14 protein-coding genes and 1 riboswitch are annotated in these 13,729 nt (G+C 35.6%); of the genes, 9 read left to right on the top strand and 5 right to left on the bottom strand.

Going from position 1 to position 13,729, the window contains the following annotated elements; translation table 11 throughout:
- The first annotated feature begins 81 nt into the window (after positions 1-81).
- On the top strand, positions 82-1,530 hold the full coding sequence (locus tag HNQ00_RS03645; protein WP_173836977.1) for a S41 family peptidase: 1,449 nt from the start codon (positions 82-84) through the stop codon (positions 1,528-1,530).
- 113 nt (positions 1,531-1,643) lie between these two features.
- On the opposite strand, the gene HNQ00_RS03640 is transcribed toward HNQ00_RS03645, so the two are convergent.
- Both HNQ00_RS03640 and HNQ00_RS03635 read right to left on the bottom strand, forming a co-directional pair.
- Positions 1,644-2,672: a DUF5074 domain-containing protein gene (locus HNQ00_RS03640; RefSeq protein ID WP_173836976.1), complete on the bottom strand. Its 1,029-nt coding sequence runs from the start codon at positions 2,670-2,672 to the stop codon at positions 1,644-1,646.
- A gap of 3 nt (positions 2,673-2,675) precedes the next feature.
- The gene (locus HNQ00_RS03635) at positions 2,676-4,511 is read right to left on the bottom strand and encodes a TonB-dependent receptor plug domain-containing protein (RefSeq protein ID WP_173836975.1); all 1,836 of its coding nucleotides are present in this window, start codon (positions 4,509-4,511) and stop codon (positions 2,676-2,678) included.
- Positions 4,512-4,542: 31 nt separating this feature from the next.
- A riboswitch (cobalamin riboswitch) is annotated at positions 4,543-4,751 on the bottom strand.
- 84 nt (positions 4,752-4,835) lie between these two features.
- Between HNQ00_RS03635 and HNQ00_RS03630 the strand changes: the two genes are divergently transcribed.
- Genes HNQ00_RS03630 through HNQ00_RS03620 form a run of 3 tightly spaced genes read left to right on the top strand, consistent with a single transcriptional unit; the run spans position 4,836 to position 7,824 of the window.
- Positions 4,836-5,978: an ABC transporter substrate-binding protein gene (locus tag HNQ00_RS03630; RefSeq protein ID WP_173836974.1), complete on the top strand. Its 1,143-nt coding sequence runs from the start codon at positions 4,836-4,838 to the stop codon at positions 5,976-5,978.
- Position 5,979: 1 nt separating this feature from the next.
- Positions 5,980-7,011, top strand: coding sequence for a FecCD family ABC transporter permease (locus HNQ00_RS03625; protein WP_173836973.1), 1,032 nt, complete (start codon positions 5,980-5,982; stop codon positions 7,009-7,011).
- Between the two features lie 33 nt (positions 7,012-7,044).
- Positions 7,045-7,824, top strand: a complete 780-nt coding sequence (locus tag HNQ00_RS03620; protein ID WP_173836972.1) for an ABC transporter ATP-binding protein — start codon at positions 7,045-7,047, stop codon at positions 7,822-7,824.
- A 111-nt stretch (positions 7,825-7,935) separates the two neighbouring features.
- Here the strand turns inward: HNQ00_RS03620 and HNQ00_RS03615 are convergent, their stop codons facing one another.
- Positions 7,936-8,388, bottom strand: coding sequence for a tRNA (cytidine(34)-2'-O)-methyltransferase (locus tag HNQ00_RS03615; RefSeq protein WP_173836971.1), 453 nt, complete (start codon positions 8,386-8,388; stop codon positions 7,936-7,938).
- 2 nt (positions 8,389-8,390) lie between these two features.
- Positions 8,391-8,981 carry a pseudouridine synthase gene (locus tag HNQ00_RS03610; protein WP_173836970.1) on the bottom strand — a complete coding sequence of 197 codons (591 nt, stop codon included), beginning with the start codon at positions 8,979-8,981 and terminating at the stop codon, positions 8,391-8,393.
- Between the two features lie 210 nt (positions 8,982-9,191).
- Here HNQ00_RS03610 and HNQ00_RS03605 point away from each other — a divergent pair, with 210 nt between their 5' ends.
- The 5 genes from HNQ00_RS03605 to HNQ00_RS03585 all read left to right on the top strand — a co-directional run bounded on the left by HNQ00_RS03605 (position 9,192) and on the right by HNQ00_RS03585 (position 12,741).
- Positions 9,192-9,566 carry a hypothetical protein gene (locus tag HNQ00_RS03605; protein ID WP_173836969.1) on the top strand — a complete coding sequence of 125 codons (375 nt, stop codon included), beginning with the start codon at positions 9,192-9,194 and terminating at the stop codon, positions 9,564-9,566.
- Positions 9,567-9,778: 212 nt separating this feature from the next.
- On the top strand, positions 9,779-11,149 hold the full coding sequence (locus HNQ00_RS03600; RefSeq protein WP_173836968.1) for a DNA recombination protein RmuC: 1,371 nt from the start codon (positions 9,779-9,781) through the stop codon (positions 11,147-11,149).
- Positions 11,150-11,159: 10 nt separating this feature from the next.
- The gene (locus HNQ00_RS03595; RefSeq protein WP_173836967.1) at positions 11,160-11,525 is read left to right on the top strand and encodes a 6-phosphogluconate dehydrogenase; all 366 of its coding nucleotides are present in this window, start codon (positions 11,160-11,162) and stop codon (positions 11,523-11,525) included.
- A 2-nt stretch (positions 11,526-11,527) separates the two neighbouring features.
- Positions 11,528-12,076 carry an acyl-CoA thioesterase gene (locus HNQ00_RS03590; RefSeq protein WP_173836966.1) on the top strand — a complete coding sequence of 183 codons (549 nt, stop codon included), beginning with the start codon at positions 11,528-11,530 and terminating at the stop codon, positions 12,074-12,076.
- Between the two features lie 125 nt (positions 12,077-12,201).
- The gene (locus HNQ00_RS03585; RefSeq protein WP_173836965.1) at positions 12,202-12,741 is read left to right on the top strand and encodes a YceI family protein; all 540 of its coding nucleotides are present in this window, start codon (positions 12,202-12,204) and stop codon (positions 12,739-12,741) included.
- Positions 12,742-12,746: 5 nt separating this feature from the next.
- Here the strand turns inward: HNQ00_RS03585 and HNQ00_RS03580 are convergent, their stop codons facing one another.
- The gene (locus tag HNQ00_RS03580; RefSeq protein ID WP_173836964.1) at positions 12,747-13,655 is read right to left on the bottom strand and encodes a TIGR01777 family oxidoreductase; all 909 of its coding nucleotides are present in this window, start codon (positions 13,653-13,655) and stop codon (positions 12,747-12,749) included.
- Between the last annotated feature and the right edge of the window lie 74 nt (positions 13,656-13,729).

Genomic DNA, 13,729 nt, shown 5'->3' with positions numbered 1-13,729 from the left:
TATAATTATTTTAATAATTCGTGATAACTGTAAAAACTAAACAACCTATTTTTACGTTACTATAGTTATAAAATACCACCTATGAAAAATACCTACAAATTTACCATACTATTTCTTTTAAGCGGACTATTGCTTCAAAGTTGTCAAGATGATAATGATGACGTTATCAAAACTACTGACCTAGAAGTACAAGACTTTATCTGGAAAGGCATGAATCAATATTATTTATGGCAAGCAGATGTACCTAATTTAGCCGATGACCGCTTTGCTAATCAAGCTGGACTAGATGCGTTCTTACAAGGATATTCAGAACCAGAGAACTTGTTTAATGCACTACGTGTTGACAAATCTATTGATAGATTTAGCTGGATCGTTGACGATTACCGCGATCTTGAAGGCGCACTAGGCGGAATCACAAAAAACAACGGTTTAGACTTTCAATTAGCCTACATAGCAAAAAATAGTGAAGATATCTATGGCTATGTACGTTATATTTTACCTAACTCTGATGCTGCTGCAAAAAATGTAACACGCGGAACTGTTTTTTATGGCATCAATGGCACACAATTAAATGTGAGTAATTACACTTCTTTATTATCGAATGATACGTACACGTTAAATCTAGCTGATTATAATGACGGGGTAGTAACTCCAAACGGAAAATCAATTACGTTAACAAAGGCTGTTGTCGCTGAAAATCCTATTTTTATTAAAAAGGTATTAACTGTTGGCACTCATAAAATAGGCTACTTAATGTATAATGGTTTTTTTAATGAATACGATCTTGAATTAAATGACGCTTTTGGGGAATTTAAAAGTGCGCAAGTAACTGATTTTGTATTGGATCTAAGATACAATGGCGGTGGATCTATATTGACAGCTACACGATTAGCTAGTATGATTTATGGAGAGGGTAAAGGAAAGATTTTTGCCAAGCAAGAGTGGAATGCAAAACTTAACGACTATTTTAAATCGAATAACCCAGAGCAACTTAACAACTATTTTACAGACAAAATTGACAAAACTACAATCAATAGCTTGAACCTAAATAAGGTATACATATTAACATCACCAAATACTGCTTCTGCGAGTGAGTTAGTGATTAATGGTTTAAAACCTTTCGTGAACGTAGTACAAATAGGGGGTACAACAGTGGGTAAAAATGTTGGATCTGTAACTATATATGACAGTCCTACTTTTGGCAAAACAAACATTAACCCAAATCACCGTTATGCTATGCAACCTCTAGTTTTAAGACTTGTGAATGCAGCTGGTTTTGGAGAGTACACAAGTGGCTTATTACCAAACATTGCAATTAGTGAAACAGCGTCAAATCTAGGTGTACTTGGGGACAAAGAAGAACCTTTCTTAAAAGCGACCATCAATGTTATAACAGGAGGATCTACAGCTAGAACTAGCGCTCCTAATAATGAGAAAGCAGCAATATACTTTAAGGATACTAAAACTATGAATGGTCAAAACCAAATGTTTATAGACAAAGCTCCAGAAGGATTACTAAAAGCATTGTAAGACACAACTATTTAAAGCAACAAAGAAAGCCAGTGAAGATTTTCACTGGCTTTTCAATTATCCTTTAGAAATACCACTTTCAAAGAACAGAAACAGGACTATGAACCTGTTTATTAGTTATTAGCATAAAAACCATTTGGTCCCATACCTACAGTAACCGTTTTCAAAACTGCTCCAGTAGTTGAGTAAACTACCACTTTACCATCGTTGATAAATCCTGCAGAATCAGCTGTATAAATTTGGCCATCGATTGCAGCAAAACCATATAATGCCGACCAGCTATTTGCTGTAACATCAAATAAAGGAGTTTCTGTAAAGGTAGTTGCTGTTAAATCCATGACATAAACACCTGTTCCGCTCGTATAATAAATTTTAGAACCATCGATATCCATCTTGACAGAATTTGTCAAAGTAGTAGTTTCAAATGATGTAGCAACATCTGTTGTAGTGTTGATCTTGAATAATTTACTTTTAGTATCATTTCCACATAATACATAAACACTACCATTGCTAGCTTCGATTGAATTAATTCCTTCTTCTACTGTGATTACTTTAGCAACCTTACCAGTAGTTACATCAATAACTGACACTTCATTTCCTTCACCATAACCACCATTCATTACATATAGTTTACCGTTTGCTTCAATAATACGTTCAGCCGTTTTACCTACTGCAATAGTTCTTACATAAGTATACGTTGAAGCGTTATAAACAGTCACAGCTTTAGAAATTGCATTTGTAACATATAACAATCCTTTATAAACTACACTATAACGAGGGTTTTTTAAGTTAGCAGTAATAGTAGTAATATTTTCTAAAGTATAACGATCTACAACTCTTACTTCATTAGAATTATTAACCACAATAAATGCTTTATCATTAAAAAATGACATTGACTGCGCTACATCTCCTAAAGTTTCATTAGGGTTCATTATTGCAAAAATCGAATTTTGAAAAGTAGTCAAATCATTCGATAAAAAAGAAATTGAAGCATTAGGGGTACCAAAGTTTCCTTCGTTCAAAATGAAGACCCCATTATCATAAGTACCCGTGCGTTCTACTGCACTATCGTCATCGTTTGTACAAGAGCTAAATACAAGGGCAAAAGCGGCAAGTCCTAAATAAAGTTTTTTTAATTTCATGTTTTAATAATTAAGGTTTAAATAAATTGTAAAGTTTCGACCAGGCATGTATCGGCTTGGCAGCGATTGGTATTCTTTGTTCCATAAATTAGCTACTTTAACGCCCACTTTGAAAGTGTTGTTTTTACTAAAATTATAGTCGGCTCCTATATTAGACACCATAAATCCTTCTAGAATATTTTTTGGATTATTATCTGAAGTGGTAAATACTTCACCTGTATACAGCAACTGATAATAGCTTGCAAATTTCTTGTAATTGTGAGACAAAGATCCCGTTAGTTTGTGATAAGGAACATAAAATAATTGCTTATTTGTGCGCTCATCTTTAGAAGAAGTATAGGCATACGTTCCGCTTAAATCAAAATAGTGGTTGTTCAGTTTTTTAGTCCAACCTAGCAGTACCTCAGCGCCATAAATTGTTACCTTATCTGTATTTATAGGGGACCAATTACCTGCGTTTGTAGGCAACCAGCGAATCATGTCATCAATTTTAGATCCGTATGCTGTTACCGAAAAACGCAAATTTTTAAATCTAAAATTATTTCCAACCTCTAATTGATACGCATTTTCTGGTTTCAAATCTTTGTTTCCACTACCCGCCCAATACAAGTCATTGAATGTTGGGATGCGATAATTTCTTGAGAAATTCAATTTTAGTTGGTACACCTCTGTGAAAATATATTTTGACCCTACAGAGAACAGTACCGGACTTTTATACACATCTGAGATTTCTTTTCGAATGCTAGCCTCAGTATTCCAGCGGTCACTTACATTGTATTTATAAAATAAACTTACACCTCCTATTTGGCGTGTGCTTGCACCAATTCCGTCTCCCTCACCATTGTTCTTTGTGTAATCTATAATTGCTGTTGCCATACTATTTTTAGAAAAAATATAATCGACATTGTATTTAGCAATAAAACTTTTAACACCACCACCAGTAAACCCATCACCAGTGGTATCTTCAAAATAATTATAATGCTCTGTGATATACGCCAAACGTAAATCAGTAGCAAAATTGCTGAATTTACTACTCCAGGTGATTAAATTACGAGTATTAAAATCTTGATATTTTGTACGTGTTGCATTAGGAGATGTGATCGAAAAATGGCGTTCTCCATCATATACTTCACTATAAAACTTGATACTATTTTGGTCATTGATTTTATAACCAAAAGCAACATTCAATGTGTTATTATAAAACTGTCCGTTAGCATTACGACCATTGCGACCAACAAATTTAAAATCATTATCAGAGCTATTGCGACTATAACTAGCATCAACGCTAATTTTATCTGTAGCAGCCGTGATACCATAAACAGCGCTCAGCGTATTAAAATCACCGTAGTACACTTGCAGATCACTTTTAAAGGTATTTGAGAATTTCAAATCATTGTTTAAGTGAATTGTACCTCCTATGGCACCACTACCATACATGATACTACCTCCTCCTGCTTTTACATCAATAGAATTATATGCACGAGTAGCTACCGTATTAAAATCTGTTTGACCTAGCAATTGTGAGTTAATATTGATTCCGTTCCACACTACAACAGTTTGCTGCGCGGTAGTTCCTCTAAATGAAGGAGACGAGACCATACCCAAACCATTTTCTTTAAAGAAAATAACTGTGTTGTAATTTAAAAGCGACGTTAAGGAAGATTGGTTTCTACTTATAATTGTATCACTTAGTCGCTGTACTGATTGCGTGTTTGAAGTTCCTTTTAACTGCTTATCAGATACAATTACTTCTTCTAATTGATTAATAGAATCATTTTGCGCCAATGCAAATTGACACAAGAATAGCAAACTGAATAAAATATGTTTTTTTATAGTCATAATTTCTGAGCCTTTTTTCCCGAAAGCACGATATTTGTTAAGAAAAAAGGCAGGTCTCCTGGCTTGCGTCTTGTTGTTTACCTTCCCAAGAAACCGAAAATTTCAGTTGGCTCAGTGGTTTTGTAGTTAACAACAAGCATAGTAGCTTACAGTTGCGGGAACAGCTTAGGTCTTGAACCTAATTCCCTTTTAATGTGATTCTAAAAAAGTTAAATCACAACCTTAATTCGGGTGCAAATATAGGTTTAACATTCGAATAAAAAATTAAATTTGATTTTTAAAAAGGATTAAATATACCTTTGTGAAATCAAAAATGCTATTTGTATGAAATGGAACACCTCGCTTTTAAGTTTGCTTTTAATGTTATGTATGGTCTTTGGATGCAAAAACCAAGATGCCTCTGAACAGTTGAAAAACAACGCTGTAAAGAACCAAATTCAATACGCTAAAGGATTCGAAATCTATAAATACGATGGCTTTTCAATAGTAAAAGTGACACAACCTTGGCCCAGTGCTACAAAGGCTTTTACTTATATTCTTAAAGAGAAAAACACCATTGTTCCAGATAGCTTAAAACAATACACTGCTGTAAACATCCCTATTAAATCTATTGTGGTTACCTCCACGACACACATCCCTTCTTTAGAAATTTTAGGCGTTGAGAATAGCTTGATTGGTTTTCCAAATACTGACTATATTTCCTCAGAAAAAACCAGAAAAAACATCGACGCTGGTAAAGTACGTGAAGTGGGTAAAAACGAAAACCTAAACACCGAAGTACTTATTGATATTGCTCCTGATGTTATCGTAGGTTTTGGACTGAATAACAGCAATCCGTCGCTAGATATTTTACAAAAAAGCGGACTCAAAGTGCTTTTTAACGGAGACTGGACAGAACAATCTCCACTAGGTAAAGCTGAATGGATCAAATTTTTTGGAGCACTTTACGGATTAGATGATAAAGCAAACAGCAGCTTTAAAGAAATCGAAAAAGAATACAAGCAAGCGATTAGCCTAGTCGAGAAAGTAACCAATAAGCCCACGGTAATGTCAGGCGCGATGTACCAAGATCAATGGTACGTACCACAAGGAGAAAGTTGGGCTTCACTATTTTTAAAAGATGCAAAAGCTAATTATTTGTGGAGTGATACTAAAGGAACTGGTGGTTTGCCATTGCCATTTGAAGTAGTTTTAGAAAAAGCACAAAAAGCAACTTACTGGATCGCACCTGGAGACTTTTCTTCTATGAAACAACTTGCAGATAGCAACCCGCATTACAAAGAATTTGATGCCTTTAAAAACAAAAAAGTATATTCTTATGCCATAAATAAAGGAGCAAAGGGAGGAATTGTTTTTTTCGAATGGTCTCCTACCCGACCTGACTGGGTTTTAAAGGATTTGATTAAAATTATTCATCCCGAATTACTACCTGATTACACTACTCATTTTTACCAACAATTACATTAATTTGGACGCTAATAAACGCAATAGTATTCTTTTTACCACTTTAATAATAGCTGCTTTTGCATTGTTTATTGTTAACATTAGCTTGGGTTCTATTTCCATTCCCTTAAAGGATGTTTTTAAGAGCTTAACGGGAGCTGTGGCAAGTAAAGAATCGTGGCAGTACATTATCCTCAATTACAGATTACCTAAAGCAATTACAGCCGTTTTAGTAGGAATGGGACTTGCTACAAGTGGTTTATTAATGCAAACATTGTTTAGAAACCCACTAGCGGGACCTTATGTTTTAGGACTAAGCTCTGGAGCTAGTTTAGGCGTTGCTACTATTATTTTAGGAGCTTCTATTTTACCAGCATCAATAAGTGCTTTTTTACTATCTTCTTACGGGATTGTATTGGCCTCTAGCTTGGGTAGTTTCCTTGTTTTACTAGCAGTATTAGCCGTTTCCTACCGCTTAAAAGATACCATGGCAATCTTAATCGTAGGTTTAATGTTTGGTAGTTTAACCAGCGCCGTGGTAAACACGCTAACCTACTTTAGCACTGCTGAGGAATTGCAAAAATTCACCTTTTGGTCTTTAGGAAGTCTCGGCAATTTATCTTGGACCGCCATTACAGTACTTTTTATCGCTGTTTTAATTGGATTAACACTAAGTCTTGTGAGTATAAAGTCCCTAAACGCCTTACTACTAGGAGAAAATTATGCTAAGAGTATGGGACTCAATTACAAAAAATCACGACTACTCATTATACTTGCTACCAGTGTCATGGCAGGAAGTATCACTGCGTTTGCTGGACCTATCGCCTTTATAGGACTAGCCGTACCGCACATTGCTAAGCTTGTTTTTCAAACTAGCAATCACAAAGTATTGTTCTGGAGCACGCTTCTTTTTGGTGCGATTATAATGCTCATTTGTGATAGCATTTCTCAGGTACCAGGAAAAGATTTCAGCCTACCTATAAATGCTGTAACTTCGCTATTTGGTGCACCAATTGTGATTTGGCTGCTTGTTCGAAAGAAAAAAATGATGGGATAATGCGACAACACACTTTCAATTAAAAACCAGCAAATGGACTCTACTATTTTAAGCACTTCAAATTTAAGTATTGGTTACAAGACCAAGAAAAGTGAAAACATCATTGCGGCAAATCTAAATTTAAATTTAGGCGCTGGCAAACTGACGGCTTTGATAGGTGCAAATGGAATAGGAAAATCAACATTGCTAAAAACACTAACCGGAATCCAAAAACCTTTGCAAGGAACAGTACAAATCAATGGTGAAGACCTACATAAAATGACTCCCGCAGCGCTCGCCTTGCACCTCAGCGTGGTTTTAACTGAGCGCTTACCTCCTAGCAATCTAACGGTATTTGAGTTGGTTGCACTAGGTAGACAACCGTACACAAACTGGATTGGGAAACTCAGTGAGACGGACATTGAAAAAATAAATGAAGCGATGGAGCGTAGTCAAATCACCCATCTAGCCGATAAAAAACATTACGAAATTAGTGACGGGCAGCTACAAAAAGTTCTTGTAGCTAGAGCGCTGGCTCAAGATTGCCCTATAATTGTGCTAGACGAACCTACAACTCATCTTGATTTATTTCATAAAGTAGCCTTGTTTAAGTTACTTAAAAAGCTAACACAAGAAACCAATAAATGCATCTTGTTCTCTACACACGATATCGATATGGCGATACAATTAAGCGACGAGATGATTTTAATGACTCCGGAATCAATCACACAAGATATACCTTGCAATTTTATAGAAAACGGAAGTTTTAACCGACTATTTAATGATGAAAACATTCAGTTTGATAGTCAAAAAGGGAAATTCATCATTAGCTAAAGTATTATTAGGAGCATGTTCCAGCTATACGCTATATCCTCAATAATAAAAGCTACGGCAAAAATGCCTTGTTTTATACTATTGAGGGATGCCGCTGCTATCTGGGCTAAACTATTGTAGTCCTATTTGGCGTTTTGCCTCCCCAATTACAAAAGCTACTGAGTTTGCAATATTAAAACTCCTGATATTAGTAGACATTGGAATTTTCAAGTGATTTTGAAATTGTGCTAATACCTCATCACTTAATCCTTTGCTTTCTTTACCAAAAACCAACCAGTCACCATCTTGAAAATTAATCTCTAGATAAGACTTTTCAGCATGTGAGCTCATTAAGAAAACACGGGATAAATCGGTAATTTGTGCTTTCCATTCAGCTACGTTCTGGTATTCGGTAACGTCAAGGTGTACCCAGTAATCCAAGCCAGATCTTTTTAAATTTTTATCATTTATTACAAACCCAAAAGGGTGTACGAGGTGCAACCTGCTTTCGGTACCCACGCACAAACGCCCTATATTTCCTGTATTATTAGGAATCTCCGGCTCGACTAATACTATATTTAACATCTTTATTTGATTGAATTATTATTAGAAGCATCAAAGTCAGCTACTTGAATTACCTCACCAGCTTTTAAATCGTTTAAAAAAACATTCCCTACACGCACACGCACTAAGCGTAAAGTGGGAAAACCAACAGCAGCCGTCATTTTACGTACCTGCCTAAATTTACCTTCATTAACGGTTATAGCAGCCCAAGATGTGGGTCCGTGACGTTCATCACGAATTTTTTTTGCTCTTTGTCCAAAATCGGGGACTTCTTGAACCAACCTTGCTTCACATTTTTTAGTAATGTATTTCCCGCCATCAAAACCTATTTCGACTCCTTCTTTTATTCTAGCAATTGCTTCCTCAGTCATCACGCCATCTACTTGAACGTAATATTCTTTTTCTACTTTTTTAGAGCGTATTATCTCGCTCATTTTGCCATCTGTGGTCAGTAGCAATAGCCCTTCAGAGTCTTCATCAAGTCTTCCTATTGCCATAGTACCTTCAGGAAAATCATGGAGTTCGCCTAATAATTTTTTCTTTCGTTTCAACTCATAAATGAACTGACTCAAATAGCCATAAGGTTTGTGCAGGATAAAATGAGAATGTGCCATTTGTAAAAGCTTGATTTACTTGAACTGCAAAGATAACGTTGTTTTTACAGCAACAAAATCTACTTCGCATTCGAATACAAAAAATTAAAGCGTATTATAAATACCAGTAATACGTGCACAACTTGTTAGAATAAAGTCTTATAACCTTTAAACAATAAAGCATAACAGCTAACAGCTTGTATATAAGTAATTTTAAAATAAAAACACATCATGGAAAATAAGCAATCAAATCAAGATAATAAACAACAGCAAAACGAAGGATTTAGTGGAGAAAATGTAGGTAAAAACAAGCCTTCAGAAAACCCAATGCTAAACAAAGAATTAGAAATTGACGAAGACGGAAAAGAAAAAGTAGTAGATCGTGCTCGCAATGCAGATGGATCAGCAGCTTTAATTCCTGAAGAAGATCGCACATGGAATGAGAATGAAAGCTTGAGCCGTGGCGTGAACACAGAAAAAGAGGCGATGAAAACAGTAGAAAACGAAGATCTAAACTCAGATATTACTGCAAAACGATACCCTGCATCTCATCCTGAAAATCATATTGATAGAGGAAACATGAATTTAGACGAAGACGACAAATAGACATGCGTTGCGCTAATAACGCTTCGTTACCACATTAAAAGTGGTGTTTTAAAGTGGAAAGTTGGTTACTCATTATATAGAGTAACCAACTTTTTTTATTACTCACACCGTACCTTCAGCAGTTCTAATTAGGTTGTTTATAGTTTTTAATTGTTTCCTATGTTAGCCATTTATATTATTGCTATTTTTACTTTCAAATTAAATAAATCACAATGCCTACCCTTTTACCTTCCTTTCTAATCGTATTTATTATTGCGCTAGTCATAGGAATCTTCCTTGGAAAATTAATTGGTTCGACAAGATCTAAGTTGGAACAAACCAGCCTTCAGGAAAAATTTCTTGCCTTAAATAATGCTATTCAAGACATGAAGGAGCAGCACATTAATGATAAAATACTGTTTGAGAATAAAATAAAACTTGCTAATACCGAAAAGGAAAGCATGCGCGACGAGAAAGACAGCTATGCAATGCATCTCTCTAAGAAAGAAGCTGACTTTGATAATTTATGGGAGCGCAATAAGGAACAGCGTGAAGAGGTCGAACAGCTGCAGCAAAAATTCAGCAAAGAATTTGAGAATCTAGCGAACAGAATCCTGGAAGAAAAGTCGACAAAATTCACTGAGCAGAATAGAGAAAATATGAAAAATATTCTATCTCCTTTGCAAGACAAAATTCAATTATTCGAAAAAAAAGTAGAAGACACCCATAAAGAAAGCATTGATTATCATGCCGCTCTACGCCAACAAATAGTAGGTCTTCAAGAAATGAACTTGCAAATGAGCAAGGAAACCATCAACTTGACTAAGGCATTAAAGGGCGATAGTAAAATGCAAGGCAACTGGGGCGAACTGATTCTTGAACGTGTACTCGAAAAATCAGGCTTAGAAAAAGATCGAGAATATCATGTACAGCAAGCATTTACTACTGCAGAGGGCAATCGCGTCTATCCTGATGTGGTGATCAATCTACCCGATGGTAAAAAGATGATTGTAGATTCTAAGGTATCCTTGACTGCCTATGAAAAATTTAGCAATGAAGAAGACGAAGCGCTCAAAATTACGTATCTCAAAGAACATCTGTTATCTATACGACGCCACGTAGAACAGCTAAGCACTAAAAATTACCACGATTTATATCAAATCGAAAGTCCTGATTTTGTATTGCTATTCATTCCTATCGAACCTGCTTTTGCTTTGGCTTTAAGCCAAGACAATAGTTTGTACAACAGTGCATTTGAAAAAAACATTGTCATTGTAACTCCCGCTACCCTACTAGCTACTTTGCGCACCATAGACAGTATGTGGACCAACCAAAAGCAACAGGAAAACGCTTATGAAATTGCGAGACAAGCAGGCGCTTTATACGATAAATTTGAAGGTTTTGTAGCCGACTTATTGCGAATAGGAAAAAAAATAGATGAAAGCAAATCAGAATATAGTAGCGCGATGAACAAACTAGTGGAGGGAAAAGGAAACCTAATTACTAGTGTTGAAAAATTAAAAAAGATGGGGGCTAAAGCTAAAAAAGCACTCCCTGAAAAAGTATTGCTACGAGCAGAAGAAACAAACCAAAACCAAATTTAAACCAAAAATCATGAAAAAAATAATTGGAATTATTACCGCACTATTCCTCCTTTCCATCATAGGCTATTTTACAGTAACCTATTATGCCACTTATAGCGAAGGAACACGATCAGGCCATCTTATCAAAATTAGTCATAAAGGAATGCTCTTTAAAACCTGGGAAGGCGAAATCAGTCAAGGGTTATCTGGATCACAAATTTTTTCGTTCTCAGTACTTGATAAAGACAAGCAAGTGATCACTGATTTAAAAGAAATGGAGGGTCAGTATGTAAAATTAAGTTATATTGAGCGTTATAGAACGTTTCCATGGTGGGGTGACACAAAATACTATATTACCGCTGTGCGAAAAGAAAATTCACCTTTAAAATTCAATTAACTATGAACAATACCTTTAAAACTGTTGCCTGCTCAGACATTAGCATCTCTGAATTGATGCTGCCGTCACACACTAACTTTAGTGGAAAAATTCACGGTGGTTATATTTTGTCATTATTAGATCAAATTGCGTTTGCTTGTGCTTCAAAATTTTGTGGTAATTACTGCGTTACAGCATCAGTAGATACTGTCAATTTTTTAAAACCTATTGAAGTGGGAGAGTTAGTTACGATGAAAGCTAGTGTAAACTATGTGGGTAAAAGCTCTATGATTATTGGGATTAGAGTTGAAGCAGAGAATATTCAAACCGGACATATCAAGCACTGCAATTCGTCTTACTTCACGATGGTCTCTAAGGATAAGGATGGCTCAAATGCACGTGTTCCAGGCTTGGTACTTTCTAATTTACAAGAGGTACGCCGTTTTACCAATTGCCTGAAACAAATTTCGTTGAAAAAAGAGAAAGACCGTCATGAAGAGAATTTTAACTACAGCTCTATTGAAGCATTAGCCAATCTAGAAAAATACAATGTAAGAATAGAACTAGGATAAAAGCTTTTTTGCCAGCATAAAAACCTGAATTACTTTACCTAACTTGAATTAAAAATAGTCGCTATAGAACACCACTAAATCACTAAAATTTTCGTAACTTTAAGAGAAGCCACAAATAAAAAGTTATGATAAAAAAACTACTTTTACTCGCCCTTTTACTTTCTGGGTCACTACAAGCTCAAGACAGGCTAAGTACTTCTAAAGGACATATATCCTTTGAAGCTTCCGTAGCTTTTTTTGAAGCTGTGACTGCAGAAAACGATAATGTATTGTGTACCATCAACGTTTCTCGCAGCCAAATTTACTTTACCGCTTTCATAACCGACTTTCAGTTTGAAAGGAGTTTAATGCAGGAGCACTTTAATGAAAATTATTTAGAGAGCAAGCGCTATCCAAAAGCCGTTTTTAAAGGTATTATTGAGAATTTCGATAAAAACGAAATTGCAACTACTGCAAAGGAATATTGGATTAGAGGAAAAATCAACATTCATGGTAAGACTAAAAAAATTCGGTTACCTGCGTCTATCGCTAAATCAAGTGCGGGCGTTTACTTAAAAGCTAATTTTTCTCTCAATACTGATGATTTTAATATTACAATTCCGTTTATGGTGCGTAGTAAAATTTCAAAAAAAGTAAATGTCGCTGTTGTAGCGACATTAAATTAAACGTATTAAATCACTTTTCTCAAAGCTTCTTCTATATCGGTTATTTTGAATTTGAAACCCGTTTTTCTAATTTTTTCTGAAGACACTCTTCGACCTGTTAATACGATTTTTGACATTTGTCCCATCCCTAATTTTATAATTGCAGCTGGTACATGTGGCAACCACATTTTGTAACCGTATACCGCTGCAAAGGTTTTTGAAAATGCGATATTATTAGTTTCGTCTTCTACTGCGGCATTATAAGGCCCATGCAAACTATCATCTACAATTGCTTTAAGGTAGATTGCGCACAAATCATCTATATAAATCCAAGGCATATACTGCTTTCCTGATCCTAATGGCGCTCCCAAGCGGTATTTAAAAATGGGTTTCAACTTTTTGATCAAGCCTTCTCCCTTCCCTAAAACTAAGCCGGTACGAACTTTAACGGTACGTATTCCCAATTTGCCAATCGTATCAACGGCTGCCTCCCATATCTGGCAGGTTCTGCCTAAAAAGTCAGCTGCAGGAGGCGTAGTTTCTTTACAAATCGCCTCTCCATTTATAGCACCATATATTCCTGTAGCTGATGCTGATATAAAAGCATGCAGTTTGTGATTTTGCTTTATAAGTACCTTGTGGATTACTTTAATAGAATTTTCTCTGCTGTCTACAATCGCTTCTTTTCGCTTTTTAGTCCATCTTGCTCCAGCAATATTCTCGCCCGCTAGATGAATGATGTAATCAGCGTTGTTTACAGCGGCTTCATCAATAGTCTGTTTTTCTACATCCCATATATAATAGGACACGTCTTTTTTATTGGCGCGCTTGCTTCTACTCAAGATAGACACGCTAAAACCATTAGCCACTAACATTTCAGTTAGATTACTACCTACAAAACCTGTACCTCCGGTAATTAAAACATTTTTTTTCATCTGTGTATCATTTGAGCTTAAACAAATATACAATTAATTTTGTTTAACTTTAACGTATTATTGTTAAACAATTT

This window comes from Flavobacterium aeripolare, from assembly GCF_013294025.1.
Lineage (GTDB): Bacteria > Bacteroidota > Bacteroidia > Flavobacteriales > Flavobacteriaceae > Flavobacterium.
The sequence above is the reverse complement of the archived record's forward strand: the minus strand, read 5'-3'. Positions and strand labels throughout refer to the sequence as shown.

What these genes read in the sequence shown, in the direction of transcription:
- HNQ00_RS03635 (WP_173836975.1), bottom strand. Translation starts at nt 4,511, where the DNA reads ATGACTATAAAAAAACATATTTTATTCAGTTTGCTATTCTTGTGTCAA.
- HNQ00_RS03610 (WP_173836970.1), bottom strand. Translation starts at nt 8,981, where the DNA reads ATGGCACATTCTCATTTTATCCTGCACAAACCTTATGGCTATTTGAGT.
- HNQ00_RS03620 (WP_173836972.1), top strand. Translation starts at nt 7,045, where the DNA reads ATGGACTCTACTATTTTAAGCACTTCAAATTTAAGTATTGGTTACAAG.
- HNQ00_RS03580 (WP_173836964.1), bottom strand. Translation starts at nt 13,655, where the DNA reads ATGAAAAAAAATGTTTTAATTACCGGAGGTACAGGTTTTGTAGGTAGT.
- HNQ00_RS03615 (WP_173836971.1), bottom strand. Translation starts at nt 8,388, where the DNA reads ATGTTAAATATAGTATTAGTCGAGCCGGAGATTCCTAATAATACAGGA.
- HNQ00_RS03590 (WP_173836966.1), top strand. Translation starts at nt 11,528, where the DNA reads ATGAACAATACCTTTAAAACTGTTGCCTGCTCAGACATTAGCATCTCT.
- HNQ00_RS03595 (WP_173836967.1), top strand. Translation starts at nt 11,160, where the DNA reads ATGAAAAAAATAATTGGAATTATTACCGCACTATTCCTCCTTTCCATC.
- HNQ00_RS03640 (WP_173836976.1), bottom strand. Translation starts at nt 2,672, where the DNA reads ATGAAATTAAAAAAACTTTATTTAGGACTTGCCGCTTTTGCCCTTGTA.
- HNQ00_RS03600 (WP_173836968.1), top strand. Translation starts at nt 9,779, where the DNA reads ATGCCTACCCTTTTACCTTCCTTTCTAATCGTATTTATTATTGCGCTA.
- HNQ00_RS03585 (WP_173836965.1), top strand. Translation starts at nt 12,202, where the DNA reads ATGATAAAAAAACTACTTTTACTCGCCCTTTTACTTTCTGGGTCACTA.
- HNQ00_RS03630 (WP_173836974.1), top strand. Translation starts at nt 4,836, where the DNA reads ATGAAATGGAACACCTCGCTTTTAAGTTTGCTTTTAATGTTATGTATG.
- HNQ00_RS03605 (WP_173836969.1), top strand. Translation starts at nt 9,192, where the DNA reads ATGGAAAATAAGCAATCAAATCAAGATAATAAACAACAGCAAAACGAA.
- HNQ00_RS03645 (WP_173836977.1), top strand. Translation starts at nt 82, where the DNA reads ATGAAAAATACCTACAAATTTACCATACTATTTCTTTTAAGCGGACTA.